Source organism: Salipiger bermudensis (assembly GCF_019801965.1).
GTDB lineage: Bacteria > Pseudomonadota > Alphaproteobacteria > Rhodobacterales > Rhodobacteraceae > Salipiger > Salipiger bermudensis_A.
Window position 1 is genome coordinate 330,770 of record NZ_JAHVIA010000008.1, and the last position, 13,151, is coordinate 343,920.

The 13,151-nt window shown below is 67.1% G+C and carries 12 protein-coding genes; 3 read left to right on the plus strand and 9 right to left on the minus strand.

Features of this window, described 5'->3' with window-relative positions:
* The 5 genes from KUV62_RS18940 to KUV62_RS18960 form a co-directional block, all read right to left on the minus strand.
* Positions 1-2,217, minus strand: a complete 2,217-nt coding sequence (locus KUV62_RS18940) for a PAS-domain containing protein (protein WP_222605289.1) — start codon at positions 2,215-2,217, stop codon at positions 1-3.
* Positions 2,217-3,398: an FIST N-terminal domain-containing protein gene (locus tag KUV62_RS18945; RefSeq protein ID WP_315901597.1), complete on the minus strand. Its 1,182-nt coding sequence runs from the start codon at positions 3,396-3,398 to the stop codon at positions 2,217-2,219. The genes KUV62_RS18940 and KUV62_RS18945 overlap by 1 nt, the downstream gene beginning before the upstream one ends.
* A gap of 33 nt (positions 3,399-3,431) precedes the next feature.
* Positions 3,432-4,136 carry a response regulator gene (locus KUV62_RS18950; protein ID WP_222605290.1) on the minus strand — a complete coding sequence of 235 codons (705 nt, stop codon included), beginning with the start codon at positions 4,134-4,136 and terminating at the stop codon, positions 3,432-3,434.
* Between the two features lie 79 nt (positions 4,137-4,215).
* Positions 4,216-4,332, minus strand: coding sequence for an entericidin EcnA/B family protein (locus KUV62_RS18955; RefSeq protein WP_222605291.1), 117 nt, complete (start codon positions 4,330-4,332; stop codon positions 4,216-4,218).
* A 76-nt stretch (positions 4,333-4,408) separates the two neighbouring features.
* Positions 4,409-6,229: an extracellular solute-binding protein gene (locus tag KUV62_RS18960; protein WP_222605292.1), complete on the minus strand. Its 1,821-nt coding sequence runs from the start codon at positions 6,227-6,229 to the stop codon at positions 4,409-4,411.
* A 362-nt stretch (positions 6,230-6,591) separates the two neighbouring features.
* On the opposite strand from KUV62_RS18960, the gene KUV62_RS18965 reads away from it, so the two are divergent.
* The 3 genes from KUV62_RS18965 (at position 6,592) to KUV62_RS18975 (ending at position 9,003) form a co-directional block, all read left to right on the plus strand.
* The gene (locus KUV62_RS18965) at positions 6,592-7,365 is read left to right on the plus strand and encodes a 3-hydroxybutyrate dehydrogenase (RefSeq protein WP_222605293.1); all 774 of its coding nucleotides are present in this window, start codon (positions 6,592-6,594) and stop codon (positions 7,363-7,365) included.
* Positions 7,366-7,475: 110 nt separating this feature from the next.
* A complete protein-coding gene (locus tag KUV62_RS18970; RefSeq protein WP_222605294.1) occupies positions 7,476-8,525 on the plus strand; it encodes a patatin-like phospholipase family protein in 1,050 nt (349 codons plus the stop codon).
* Between the two features lie 220 nt (positions 8,526-8,745).
* Entirely contained in the window at positions 8,746-9,003 is a 258-nt protein-coding gene (locus KUV62_RS18975) for a YjhX family toxin (protein ID WP_222605295.1), read from the plus strand.
* A 35-nt stretch (positions 9,004-9,038) separates the two neighbouring features.
* On the opposite strand, the gene KUV62_RS18980 is transcribed toward KUV62_RS18975, so the two are convergent.
* The 4 genes from KUV62_RS18980 to KUV62_RS18995 all read right to left on the minus strand — a co-directional run bounded on the left by KUV62_RS18980 (position 9,039) and on the right by KUV62_RS18995 (position 12,829).
* Entirely contained in the window at positions 9,039-10,085 is a 1,047-nt protein-coding gene (locus tag KUV62_RS18980; protein ID WP_261395759.1) for an alpha/beta hydrolase family esterase, read from the minus strand.
* A 161-nt stretch (positions 10,086-10,246) separates the two neighbouring features.
* A complete protein-coding gene (locus KUV62_RS18985) occupies positions 10,247-10,942 on the minus strand; it encodes a DUF502 domain-containing protein (protein WP_222605296.1) in 696 nt (231 codons plus the stop codon).
* A 79-nt stretch (positions 10,943-11,021) separates the two neighbouring features.
* The gene (locus KUV62_RS18990) at positions 11,022-11,939 is read right to left on the minus strand and encodes a pseudouridine-5'-phosphate glycosidase (protein ID WP_222605297.1); all 918 of its coding nucleotides are present in this window, start codon (positions 11,937-11,939) and stop codon (positions 11,022-11,024) included.
* Entirely contained in the window at positions 11,936-12,829 is an 894-nt protein-coding gene (locus tag KUV62_RS18995) for a PfkB family carbohydrate kinase (RefSeq protein WP_222605298.1), read from the minus strand. The genes KUV62_RS18990 and KUV62_RS18995 overlap by 4 nt, the downstream gene beginning before the upstream one ends.
* Between the last annotated feature and the right edge of the window lie 322 nt (positions 12,830-13,151).

The following is a 13,151-nucleotide window of genomic DNA, read 5'->3' on the forward strand; positions in this document are numbered from 1 at the left end:
TCACTCCGCCGCCAGCGTGCCGCGCACCACTGCGTCGAAGAACCGGCCCAGCCGGTGCCGGTCCACCGGCTTCGACAGGAGCTCGATCTGCAGCGCCGCGCAGGCCTCGCGCAACGCCTCCGAACGGTCGGCCGAGACGATGGCGCAGGGCAGGCGGCCCATGCGGGTGGTGATCTCGCCGAAAAGCTGCGTGCCCGACATGCCCGCGCCGAGCTGGTAGTCGAGCAGCAGAGCGTCGGGCACGATCTCGAGATCGGCCAACAGGTCGAGCGCGCTTGCGGCATCCTCGGCCTCGATCACGTTGACGCCCCAGCTCTCCATCAGCACCGTCATCGCGCGGCGCAGCTGCGGATCGTTCTCGACCAGCAGTACGATCAGCCCGGCCTGCGCCAGCCCCTGCGGGCGCGCCGGCCCAAGCGCGGCGGGCCGCGACGGCGCGGTGGCGCCGACCACGGGCAGGCTCACCATGAAGCACGAGCCGCGCCCCGGCTCCGACCACAGCCCCAGCGGGTGCCCGAGCCGGGCGCAAGCGCGCTCGACGATGGCGAGACCGAGGCCCAGACCGTCATTGGTCGAGGCGCGGGTGTCGAGCCGGCGGAACTCCTCGAAGATCGCCGACTGGTCTTCTTCAGCGATGCCCGGCCCGGTGTCCCAGACCTCGATCCGGGCGGTGCCGCCGCGGCGGCGCACCCCGATCACCACGCGGCCGGCTTCGGTGTAGCGGATGGCGTTGGCGACGAGGTTCTGCACCACCCGGCGCAGGTAGGCCGGATCGGTCTCGACGGTCAGGTCGCTGTCGATCATCCGCAGCTTCAGACCCTTGCGGGCGGCGAGGACTTCCATCTCGTCGCGCAGGCGCGAGAACACCTCGCGCAGCGCCACCGGCCGGATGTCGAATTTCAGCCCGTCGGATTCGAGCTTGGAGATGTCGAGCAGCGCGTCGATCAGCTGCTCCGCCGAGGTCAGCGCCGATTCCGCCTTGTCGAGCACCGCCTTGTCGCCGGCATCGGCGCTCTTCTCCGACAGCGACGAGATGAACAGTTTGGCCGCCGAGAGCGGCTGCAGCAGGTCATGGCTCGCCGCCGCGACGAAGCGCGACTTCGAGGCGTTGGCGCGCTCGGCGGCGGAGAGCGCATCCTCGAGTTCGAGGGTGCGCTCCATCACCCTCTGCTCGAGCATCTCATTGACCTCGGTCAGCCGCCGCGCCGCCTCGCGCTCGGCGGTGACATCGGTGCAGGAGAACAGGAAGCCGCCATCCGGCATGCCGCGCCCGAAGAAGCGCAGCACGATGCCGCCATCACGGCTGAGCTCGAAGCTGATCGGACCACGGCGTCCGCCCTGGTCGGTCCAGCGCAGGAACAGGTCGCGGTCGCTCTCCTGCGAGAACCGGAAGTTCTGCTCGACCTGCTCCATCAGCCCCTCGAAGGAGGCGCCGAGGTGCAGCCGGCGGGCGGGCAGGTTCATCAGCGTGCCGATCTTCTCGTTCCATGCCACGAGGTGCGCGCCGTCATCGAAGATGCACACCCCCTGGTCGAGATGGTCGAGCGTGGCGCGGATCATCCGCGTCTGCTTGTCCTTGAGCTTGAGCCGCTCCTGCCGCTCGAGCCGGATGATGTCGGTCACGTCGGTCTGCAGGATCACCGTGCCGCCATTGGCGGTGCGGTGCTCGGAGACCTGCAGCCAGCGGTCCTGACCGTGGCGCACGTTGAACATCACCCGGCGGTCGGTGTGCTTGCGCATCCGGTCTGCCGCCCAGGCGTCGGGCGAGAGCCCCTCGGGCAGGGACAGGTGGCGCGACCGGCTGACATGGCGCACGTAGCCCTCGAAGGACAGCCCCGGGCGCAGGTCGCGCACGCTGTCGCGGAAATCGCGGCAGAAGCGCGAGTTGCACATCACCAGGACGTCGCCGCCATCGAACAGGGCGAAACCTTCCGAGATCGTCTCGATGGCGTCGGCGAGGTTGCGCCGCGCGGTTTCCGTCTCTTCGTGGGCCTGGGCGAGCTGGGCGTTGGATTCGTGCAGCAGGTTGAGCGTGCGCTCGAGCTCCAGCGTGCGCTCGCGCACCCGCTTTTCCAGCAGGGCGGCGCGTTCGAACTGGGCATAGGCCTCGCCGGACTGGGCGTTGCCATGCTCGACATGGTTCATAAGCGTCTCGACGATGCGCAGCAGCTTCTCGTTCTGGCGCTCGAGGGAATCGTCCGGGTTGATCAGCGACATCAGGGCTGATCCTCGTCCTCGGCGGCGTAGAACGCCACCCCGGTCAGGGTCTGGTTGACGTGCAATGCGCCGAACTGCTCGCCGTAGGTGTTGAAGCCCACCACGTTGTGCCTCGTCAGCACGTCCGAAACCGCGCGGGTCTCCTGGAACTGTCCGGCCTCGAGGCGGCGCAGCAGGCAGTCGCAGCCGAGGATCTGCTGCGGGGCGCCTTTCGCCGACAGCGCGTCGAGCGCCTGATCGAGATGACTGGCCATGTCCTGGCGCTCTGCGAGGGTCAGCACCATGCCTTCGTTGATCGCCGAGAAGAACACCAGCTCGCCCTGCTCGCCGACCTTCTGGATCGAGCGCACGTGGTGGCTGTCGCCTAGGCGCACCACGACGGGGTGGGTGGCGAAGGTGAAGGTGTCGAGCTGCTCCGGCCGCATCCCGAGCAGACGGGCATATTCCTGCGCTGCCGGTTCGGCGTTGATCTCCTGCACGGTGCGATGATCGGGTGCGGCACGGGTCACAACCATTCGGGTGGTGGTGGGCACCAGGTGATCGATGCTGAACACCTTGACCGGGCAGCGGCTGCGCACCAGCGCCAGCAGCGCCGCGTTGCTGCGGATCTTGCCGTTGTAGGACAGCCAGGTGGCGCCGAAATCGGTGCCGTCGCCGGTGGAGCCGCCGAAGAGCGGCATCTGGCCCATCGCCGAGGCGAGGATGGTGGCGACGTTCTCCTCCTGCAGCGACAGACCGTCGACCATCAGGAAGGCAAACTCGTAGGGTTTCTCCGGCGCATCGACATTGAGCGCCATGCGCCGCTGCATCAGCTGGTCGATGACCTGGCTGTCATCGAGCGCGTCGAGCCCGTCGATGGCCAGCGCGTCGACCGCGAACAGGTCCGAGGGGAAGCCGATGGCGATGATCTGGCCTTCTTCGTAGCCGGCCCGGCCGATCTCGCCGGCGGTGGTGCAGGCGAAGACGTCGGCGCCGCCAAACGCGCCAATGGCGGCGTCGTTCAGCGCGATGAAATCCGCTTCGGGAGAGGCGAAGAGACAGACCAGCTCGAACGGGCCACCGCCGAGCTGTGCTGCAATCGCCGCGATCGGATCCTCGGCCGTGCTGTCGACCTGCGCCACGCGCAGGGCCCCGGCCTTGTCCGTTTCCCTCCCTGCGGAGCGCGTTTGTGCTCCGTCCACGACATCACCTCCCCTTGCGATGTGCACGGCAGGTTACGGCGTGGCCCCTTCGCTTGGCAAGACCCGGTTGAAGTTGGCCTCCTGCGCGATCAGCACCGCCTGGGTGCGGCTATGGACCCCGAGCTTGCGCATGATCGCGGTGACATGGGCCTTCACCGTGGTCTCGGCGATGGTGAGGTCATAGGCGATCTGCTTGTTGAGCTTGCCCTCGCAGATCAGCGACAGGATGCGCGCCTGCTGGTTGGTCAGCGTCGCCAGCCGGGCCAGCGCGTCGTCGGGGCCGGCGCCGCAGTCGGGTTCGCGGGGATCGATGTAGCCATCGGGCACGAAAGGCTCGCCGCGGCCGACCGCCTCGAAGGCGCGGCGGAACACCGAGCGCTGCGAATGCTTGGGCACGAACCCGTTGGCGCCCGCCTTGAGCGCGTGGCTGATCATCCGGTTGTCGGCCATCGACGAGGCGATGAGAATGGCGGCGCGGGGCGCGGCGGTGCGCATCCGCACCACGCCGTCGAGCCCGTGCACGTCGGGCAGGTTGAGATCGAGGATCACCAGGTCCGGCGGCTCGCCCTGCGCGACGATGTCGAGCGCCTTTTCCAGCGTGCCGGCGCTGCGGATCTCCTCGAAATCCGAGATCGACTGCAGGGTCAGTGTCAGCGCGTCGCAAAACAGCGGGTGGTCATCGACCACCAGTGCCCGGATCGGTCGGCCCTCGCCCAAAAGCTCCACGCGGTCGCTCATCCTTTATCTCCTCTGCCCGTGTCTCAGGTTAGACCGGGGCGGGGCGCACGGGAACGTGCCAAAAGGTCGGATAGCGCGATCAGAACCAGCTTTCGACGGTGCGCGCCCCGTTCGAGATGTCCTGGCCGACGCCGTCGATGGTGGCGCAGCCGCCAAGGGTAACCGCCAGTGCGGCGATGAGAAGTGCCTGTTTCATTGCTCTGCTCGTTGTTTGTTCTTGTATCGGTCTTGATGCCGGCCGGTTTCCGGCTTGCCGGGAGTTTAGCCCAAACTCACTCGGGCTGCCACCACCAGGCGTTTGGCATCCAGTCGATCCAGTCGCCATAGACCGGGGTTTGCTCGGAAAAGGTCAGTTCCTTGGCATGGGCGATGCGCGAGATGTTCCACTGGTAGATCGGGATCACGTAGCGTCCGGTGGTCAGGATGCGGTCGAGCGCGCGCGACGCGGCGATGAAATCCTCGCGGCTGGTGGCGTTGAGCAGCGTGTCGATCATCGCGTCGGCCGCCGGGGATTGCATCCCCATCAGGTTGCGCGAGCCTTCCTGGCCTGCCGCCTCGGAGCCCCAGTAGAGCCGCTGCTCGTTGCCCGGGCTGAGCGAGATGCCACGGCGGAAGAAGGTCATGTCGAAATCGAAGCGGTTGACGCGCTCGTTATACTGCGCCGAGTCGATCACCGTGACGCGCGGCGCGATGCCCATGCGCTGCAGCGCCTGCACGTAGATGTCGATGATCGACTGCTCCTCGCCGGCGCCCTGGTTGAGCACGATCTCGAAGCTGAAGGGCTGGCCCTCGGCATTCTTCATGACGCCGTCCTGCACCGTCCAGCCGGCGTCCTCCATCAGCCCCATGGCGGCGCGGATGTTGCGCCGGTTGCGGGCGCTGCCGTCGCCCTCGGGCAGGGCATAGCCCTCGAGCGCGCCGGGCAGGAGCGTGTCGGCAAAGGGCTCGAGCAGCTCGCGCACCCGGCCCTCGGCGGGGCCGCTGCTCATGGCGAGATCGGAGTTGGAGAAATACGAGGTGATCCGCGGCTGGCGCGAGCCGGTCATGGTCTCGTTGATATATTCGAAGTTGAAGGCGTGGATCATCGCCGCACGCACGCGCCAGTCGGCGAAGGCGCCGTGGCGGGTGTTCATCACGAAGCCTGTCATGCCGGTGGGCCGGCCATGCGGGATCTCGGATTTCACCACGTCGCCGCGCTGCACGGCGGGGAAATCATACTGCGTCTCCCATTTTTCGGCGTTGTTCTCGCGCAGCGCGTTGAGCGCGCCGGCCTTGAAGGCCTCGAACTGCACCGTGCCGTCGCCGAAGAATTCCATCCGGATCTCGTCGAGATTGGCCTGGCCGGTCATGAAGGGCAGGTCCTTGCCCCAGTAATCGGGGTTGCGCTTGAGCGAGACGAAGCGGCCGGCCTCGAAGCTGTCGATGACGTAGGGCGCGCTGGTGATCGGCACCACGTCGAGCCCGCTGGAGCCGAAGTCGCGGCCTTCCCACTGCGCCTTCTTGAGGATCGGGCGCATGCCGATGATCAGCGCCAGCTCGCGGTCATCGGTCGAGAAGGTGAAGCGGATCTTGTTCGGGCCGGTCTGCTCCATGCGCTCGACCTGGGACCAGGCGCCGCGATAGCGCGGATGGCCCTCGGTGCCGAGGGTCTCGTAGCTCCACATCACATCCTCGACGGTGACCGGGCTGCCATCGGAGAAGCGGGCCTCGTCGCGCAGGGTGAATTCCACCCATTCTCGATTCGGGCCGGTCTCGATGGTTTCCGCGAGCAGCCCATAGAGGGAGAACGGCTCGTCCCAGCTGCGGCCCATCAGGCTCTCGTAGGCGAGGAAGCGAAGCTGCCACGGCACCGAGCCCTTGAGGATATGCGGGTTGAGGCTGTCGAAGCTGCCGACCTCGCCGGTGACCAGCTTGCCGCCCTTGGGCGCCTCGGGATTGGCATAGGGCAGGTGATCAAAATCTGGGGGCAGGGCAGGGTCGCCATACATAGCTATGCCATGCGCGGGCTCCGCGGAGGCGATTCCACCGCAGCCCAGAATCGCCGCCAGCGCCAGTGCGCCGACCGTGCGGCGCGCGAAATAATCGGCCATCATTGCTGAAACAATCCCTCACTGCCCTTGTTTTCTTGGCCCCGGAGGGTACCGGGGCTTTCACGTCTTTTCAAACTTTTAGCTTGGACTCCAGCGGTAAAGCGCGTATAACGAGGGCACTGCTCGATAGGTTTCTTGCCTGTATGAAACCTGCCTCAATGACTGAACGCCGGCCTCGTGCCGGCGTTTTTTTTGGTCTCGGGCTTCGCTGATGCGGCGCTTTTGCGGCCAGTCGGCGGCGAGCGCAAGGCCATATTCTTCGCGAAAGCGTGAAGCCGAGATTGCGGAACCGGCAGCTCCCGAATTTGCTTATCTTGCAGGTGCAGCATTGCTATGCTGCCGCTGAAAAAAGCGAGGAGTTTCACATGTCTCTCAAGGGCAAGACCGCAATCATCACCGGCTCGAACTCGGGCATCGGGCTTGGCGTGGCGCGCGAGCTGGCGCGGGCCGGCGCCTCGGTGGTGCTCAATTCCTTCACCGACAACGCCGAGGATCACAAGCTCGCCGAGGATCTCGGCAAGGAGTTCGGCGTCGAAGCGCGTTATATCCAGGCGGACATGTCCAAGGGCGAGGACTGCCGCGCGCTGATCGAGAAAGCCGGCGCCTGCGACATTCTCGTAAACAATGCCGGCATCCAGCACGTCTCTCCGATCGACGAGTTCCCGGTCGAGAAGTGGGACGCGATCATCGCGATCAACATGAATTCCGCCTTCCACTGCACCGCCGCGGCGCTGCCGCTGATGCGCCAGGCGGGCTGGGGCCGGGTGGTCAACATCGCCTCGGCGCACGGGCTCACCGCCTCGCCCTACAAGTCGGCCTACGTGGCGGCCAAGCACGGCGTCGTGGGGATGACCAAGGTGGTGGCGCTGGAGACCGCCAAGGAGCCGATCACCGCCAACGCGATCTGCCCAGGCTACGTCAAGACGCCGCTGGTCGAGGCGCAGATCCCAGACACGGCGAAGAAATACGACATGACCGAGGACGAGGTGATCGAGAAGGTCATTCTCGAGCGCCAGCCCTCGAAGGAATTTGCCACCACCGAGCAGATCGGCGGCACCGCGGTGTTCCTGTGCTCGGACGCGGCGGCGCAGATCACCGGCACGACGATCTCGGTCGACGGCGGCTGGACGGCGCTTTGAGGCGATTGGCCACGGGCAGAGAGGGGCGCTGCCCCTCTTGGCCTGCGGCCAATTCACCCCGGGATATTTTCGGCCAGAAGAAGACCGGGGCGTTGTGAAAGGGGGCCGAGATGACCCGGCGGATCAACCTTGCGCTGCAGGGCGGCGGCGCGCATGGCGCCTTCACCTGGGGCGTGCTCGACCGGCTGCTCGAGGAGGACGATCTCGAGATCGCCGGGATCTCCGGCGCATCGGCCGGGGCGCTCAACGGCGCGGCGCTGAAGGCGGGGCTGGTGCGCGGCGGGCGCGAGGGCGCGCGCGAGACGCTGGACTGGCTCTGGCACGAGGTCGCGGGGCTGCGCGACATCTCGATCCCGGAATGGATGCATGCCTGGCTGCCACCGGCCGGCACGGTGAGCAACGCGGTTCAGTATTCGCTGCCATTTGCTGCCGGCGAGGCGGTGGGGCGGATGCTGTCGCCCTATGCCTGGGGACCGCTCTACCGCAACCCGCTCGAAGACATCCTCCGGCGCATGGAATTCGCCGATATCTGCGCCGATGCCGGGCCGGAATTCTTCGTCTCCGCCACCTCGGTGCGCGACGGCAAGGTGCGGGTCTTCGAGGGCGACAAGCTCTGCCCCGAGGCCATCCTCGCTTCCGCCTGCCTGCCGACGCTGTTCCAGGCGGTGGAACTGACCGACCCGGAGACCGGGGTCACCGAGGCGTTCTGGGATGGCGGCTATTCCGGCAACCCGGCGCTGTTCCCGCTGTTCAAGCCGGCGCTGCCCGATGACCTGGTGATCGTCAACATCAACCCGATCGTGCGCGAGGCGGTGCCGGTGACGCCGCCGGAGATCCAGAACAGGATCAACGAAATCAGCTTCAACGCGGCGCTCCTGCGCGAGCTGCGCGCCATCGAGTTCGTTCAGCGCCTGATTGAGGCGGGCTCCGTTCGCGAGGGCGCGATGAAGAAACTCCGGGTCCACATGATCGCCGATGACGACCTGATGAACGACCTCTCGGTCGCCACCAAGATGGTGCCGCTGCCCACGGTTGTGGCGCAGCTCAAGGCCGCCGGGCGGCGCGCCGCGGGCAGCTTCCTGAGCACGCATGGCGCGGCGCTGGGGGAACGGCAGACCGCCGATCTGCGCGAGATGTTCTCTTCGCCGATGCGCCACTGAGGCCACCTGGCGGGGCATGTTTCGCCCGGAAGGGTTGAAAACACGGACCAGACTGACCTAATACTTCCAAGAGCCGGGGCAGCCCCGGACAGATGGAGACTTGATGCTGGAGATTGCGGGCAACCGCGCGATCCTTTTCACGGATCGCTGAACCCAAACGCTTCGTCCGCGCGATGGCCGGACGGCGCTATGCTTTGCGTTCACTCCAAGGGCATCCCCCATGAACATTTCCAAACACGAACAGCGCGTGCTTCACGTGCTGGCACAGGGTGGCGCGATCCGCTTCGATCGCGCCCAGAACGGCAAGGTGCGCGCGGTGAGCTGCATCACCCGCGACGGGCTCGTGCTGACCGATTGCACGCTGCCGGTCTTCGAGCGATTGCGACGACGACGCCTGATCCGCTCCTGCGGCGGGCATCCCTACCGCATCACACGCCACGGGCTGGCGAGCGTGCGCGCGCAGCTCGACAACCGCTGAGCCGCGCGGCCCGGCGGCGGCACCCGTCGCCGGGCCTACCCCCCGAGCCCCCAGAACCGCGCAATCCGGCGCACCGCGCAGAGGCCGCCATCGTTGATATAGGCCGCCTCACTGCCGCAGGGCTCCGGCGCGCCATCGGCGTCGATCGGCACCGCGTGCGGGAAGGCCTCAATGGTCCAGGTCTCCAGCCGGGTCTCGCCCGCGGCGTCATGGTAGAGGTGCCGGGTGGCGCCGCCGTAGATCTCGCTGGCGTCGGGCAGCGCGTCGATCCCCTGCAGGCTGGCCCATTGCTCTGTCAGCTCTTGGAGATTGGCCGGATCGACCGTCTCGTCTCCGAGACCCTGCCAGATCGAGACGCGCGGCCAGGTCTCGGGCAGGACCGCGGCGGCCTCCTGCACGAAGCCGGCCCAATCCGCAGGGCTGCGATCGGTGGCAGTGAAGAAGCGGGTAATGCCGCAGGCATAGCTGGCATCGGCCCCGTCCTGAGCGAAGACATTGTAGTGCAGCGTGTACCAGGTGAAATCGAACAGGCCCACCGGCCGGTTGCAGCCATAGGGCAGCCCGGCGATGATCGCCCCTCCGGCAAAGCGATCGGGATGGTTGGCCAGCATCACCGCGCTCATGGCGCCGCCCGCAGACAGGCCCAGCACGTAGACCCGGGCGGCATCGGCGCTCTCGGTGGCGAGCACGTGGTCGATCATCTGCAGGATCGAGGCGCTTTCGCCGAGGCCCGGCTGGTTGTCATCGCTATCGAACCAGCGGAAACAGCCGCGCTCCATGTTGTCCTCGCGCTGCTGCGGCAGCAGGAGCAGCGCCCCCAGATCCTCGGCCAGCGCCACCAGCCCGGTCTCGTCATCGAACCCCTCGGCGCTCATCAGGCAGCCGTGCAGCGCGACGATGAGCGGCGCAGGCGTGGTGAGCTCGGAGCCCTGGGCCTCGGGCCGGTAGAGGAAGGCATCGAGCGCGCCGGGATTGTCGCCGAACCCGCTCAGCGGCTCGAGCGCGCGGGCCGGCGTCAGGGAAAGGGGCAGGGCGAGGCAGACAGGCAGGACAAGGGAAAGCATGCGGGACAAACAGGACATGCGGGCATCCTTTAAAAATGGCACAAAACGAATGAGAGAACTCTCCCATAGGTTGCCCGATATTGCCAGCATGACGCGCAACCTCGTGACAGACTGACGCGCTGCAAGTGTCTGACGCCGCTCGCGGAGGCAGCGTGGCGGCTGCCGCGAGGGCGATCGGTTCAGGAGGCCTTGCGGACCGGCTCGACCCGGGGTTTGTCGCCCGGCCGATCGGGCGGGTAGACCAGACCGGCGGAGATCACCAGCTTGGCGGCATCCTCGATGCTCATGTCGAGCTCGACCACGTCTTCCTCGGGGAAGAACAGCAGGAAGCCGGAGGTTGGGTTCGGGGTCGTCGGGACGAAGACCGAGGTCAGCCCTGCCATGGTCTCGGCGCGATCGGCGACCTCGCCCTTGGCCTGGGTCGAGATGAAGCCGATGGCCCAGATGCCCTTGCGGGGATATTGCACCAGGCAGGCCTTCTCGAAGCTGCGCTCGGACTGGGCAAACACCGTCTCGGCGATCTGCTTGATGCCGGAATAGATCGAGCGCACCACCGGGGTGCGTTCGACCAGGGTCTCGGCGAAGCGGATCAGAGAGCGCCCGATCAGCCCCTTGGCGATCCATCCCACCAGAATGGTGAAGACCAGGAAGAAGATGACGCCGAGGCCGCGCAGGTTGATGCCGATATAGGCCTCGGGATTGAACTGGTCGGGGATCAGCGGCAGCACGAAGCCGTCGACCCAGCCGAACATCGTCCAGATCAGCCAGATCGTCAGGCCGATGGGCGCGATGACCACCAGCCCCGTCAGAAAGCTCGCGCGCAGGGAGGCCAGCAGGCCCGGCCTGCGCGGTTTGTCGTCGAAGGGGGTGTTCATTGTCCGTCCAGAAGCCGAGTGCCTGAATGAAGGTAAGCGCTCGCATTCCGGTCTACAATGATGCTCCGAAAGCGAAAGCTCAATTTCGGGGCAGGGCGCTCATTTCCTTTGCGATGCGTGCCCCGAGCCGCGCGTTGTTGAGAACCAGCGCGATGTTGGACTCCAGCGAGCGGCCCTCGGTGAGCTCGAAGATGCGCTGCAGCAGGTAGGGCGTCAGATCCTTGCCGCGGATGCCGTGGGTCTCGGCATCGGCATTGGCGCGCTCGATCACCGGGGTCATCTCGGCGCGGGCGATCTCGGCCTCGACCGGGATCGGGTTGGCCACGAGCTGGCCGCCGGGCAGTCCGAGCGCAGCCCGCATGGCCTGCGCTTCGGCGATGGCACGCGGCGTGTCCATGCGCAGCGGCGCCCGCAACCCGGCCTCGCGCGACCAGAAGGCCGGCAGCTGGTCCTGGCCGAAGGCGATCACCGGAACCCCAAGGGTTTCAAGCACTTCCAGCGTCTTGGGCAGGTCGAGGATCGCCTTTGCCCCGGCGCAGACCACGGTGACGGCGGTCTGGGCCAGCTCCTGCAGGTCGGCGGAGACGTCGAAGCTCTGCTCGGCGCCCTTGTGCACGCCGCCGATGCCGCCGGTGGCGAAGGTCGAGATGCCGGCCTGCGCGGCGGCGATCATGGTGGCGGCCACGGTGGTGGCGCCGGTGCGGCCCTGCGCCATGCACACGGCGAGATCGGCACGGCTCAGCTTGGCGACACCGCGGGCCTGCGCCAGCGCCTCGAGCTGGGCATCCTCGAGACCGACGCAGAGTTCACCGTCGATCACCGCGATGGTCGCGGGCTCGGCACCTTCCTCGCGGATCACCGCCTCGACCTTGCGGGCCATATCGAGGTTCTGCGGCCACGGCATGCCGTGGGTGATGATCGTCGATTCCAGCGCGACGACGGGGGCGCCCTTGGCGAGGGCGTCGGCGACGGCGGCGGAAAGTCTGATGAGGCTCATGAGGCGATGTCTCCGGAAACGTAGGCTGCGGCGGCATCCAGAGCGAGGGTCAATGCCTCGGCCCGGGCCGCACCGCGCAGCTCTGCCACAATATGCGCCGCCATGAAAGTGTCGCCGGCGCCGGTGACGCGGGTCACCAGAACCTCCGGTGGCCGCTCGGCCACGAGACCGTCGGCGGTGGCATCGCAGGCGGCGTCGCCACCATTGGTCACCACGGCCCGCGCGGCGCCGCGTTCCACAAGCTTTGCAGCGGCTTCCGGGGCGCTCTTGAAGCTTTCCTGACAGAGCAGGCCGGCTTCCTCGAGGTTCACGTAGAGCACGCCGCGACCGGCGCGGAGGAACGGCATCAGGCGCTCGGCCTTGCCGGGGCTCGCGGGCGCGATGCGCATGTCGGCCTTCGCGAAGGCCGCGTCGCGGACGATCTCGTCGAGCAGCGTTTCCTTGAGGTTGCCGTCAAGCGCCACGGAGCCGGTGAACGGCGCCTCGCTGGTGCCCAGCGTGCCATCCGAGAGCGGCCTCAGGATACGCGAGCCGGCACGCTCGAGCGAATGGGCGTCTGCGATCGCGGCGATCAACCCGTTGGCGCCTTCGACGGCCATGTAGCGATCGGTCGGAAGGTCTTCGGAACGATAGAGAAACCGGGTGTCGCAGCCCAGCTGCTCGCAGGCCTCCGCCAGCTCGTGGCCCTCGGGATCCTGACCGACCGCAGAGAGCAGCGCCGGGCGCAGTCCGAAGCGCGCCAGCGTCATCGCGATGTTGAGCGCCACGCCGCCGGGCAGCCGGGTGATCCGGCCGGGCACGTCGGAGCCTTGGCGCATGTGGCTGGCGGAGCGGCCGATCACGTCCCAGAGAACGGAGCCGATGCAGAGAATGTCCGGTGTATCATCCATGGGTTCGTTGTGACCGAGGCGCAGAGCACGGGCAAGGGTCGAGATGGTTTTCGCGGCGGCGCGCAGACAATTCGCGAGCTGCGCTGCTGATTGATGCGCGGGCGTGGCGCATGCGCGCGGAATTCGGTAAAGGGATCAACAGGTCAAACGGGCGTGCGCGCGCCGCAGAGGCCCGGAAGGCGGCTCCAGGGCGGGTGCCGGATTGTGTGCGCTACCCGAAGCGCGACTCCCATGACCTGCGAGAGTAGGGGCGTCGGCCGATTTCCTCCATCATCTTTTCTCGAAAGACCTCGGCCGGGGTCCTCCATCCAAGGCATTTGCG

Excerpts from the sequence above, each read along its gene's own strand:
- KUV62_RS18965 (WP_222605293.1), top strand. The coding sequence starts at position 6,592 with ATGTCTCTCAAGGGCAAGACCGCAATCATCACCGGCTCGAACTCGGGC.
- KUV62_RS18940 (WP_222605289.1), bottom strand. The coding sequence starts at position 2,217 with ATGTCGCTGATCAACCCGGACGATTCCCTCGAGCGCCAGAACGAGAAG.
- KUV62_RS18990 (WP_222605297.1), bottom strand. The coding sequence starts at position 11,939 with ATGAGCCTCATCAGACTTTCCGCCGCCGTCGCCGACGCCCTCGCCAAG.
- KUV62_RS18980 (WP_261395759.1), bottom strand. The coding sequence starts at position 10,085 with ATGTCCTGTTTGTCCCGCATGCTTTCCCTTGTCCTGCCTGTCTGCCTC.
- KUV62_RS18975 (WP_222605295.1), top strand. The coding sequence starts at position 8,746 with ATGAACATTTCCAAACACGAACAGCGCGTGCTTCACGTGCTGGCACAG.
- KUV62_RS18985 (WP_222605296.1), bottom strand. The coding sequence starts at position 10,942 with ATGAACACCCCCTTCGACGACAAACCGCGCAGGCCGGGCCTGCTGGCC.
- KUV62_RS18995 (WP_222605298.1), bottom strand. The coding sequence starts at position 12,829 with ATGGATGATACACCGGACATTCTCTGCATCGGCTCCGTTCTCTGGGAC.
- KUV62_RS18960 (WP_222605292.1), bottom strand. The coding sequence starts at position 6,229 with ATGATGGCCGATTATTTCGCGCGCCGCACGGTCGGCGCACTGGCGCTG.
- KUV62_RS18970 (WP_222605294.1), top strand. The coding sequence starts at position 7,476 with ATGACCCGGCGGATCAACCTTGCGCTGCAGGGCGGCGGCGCGCATGGC.
- KUV62_RS18955 (WP_222605291.1), bottom strand. The coding sequence starts at position 4,332 with ATGAAACAGGCACTTCTCATCGCCGCACTGGCGGTTACCCTTGGCGGC.
- KUV62_RS18950 (WP_222605290.1), bottom strand. The coding sequence starts at position 4,136 with ATGAGCGACCGCGTGGAGCTTTTGGGCGAGGGCCGACCGATCCGGGCA.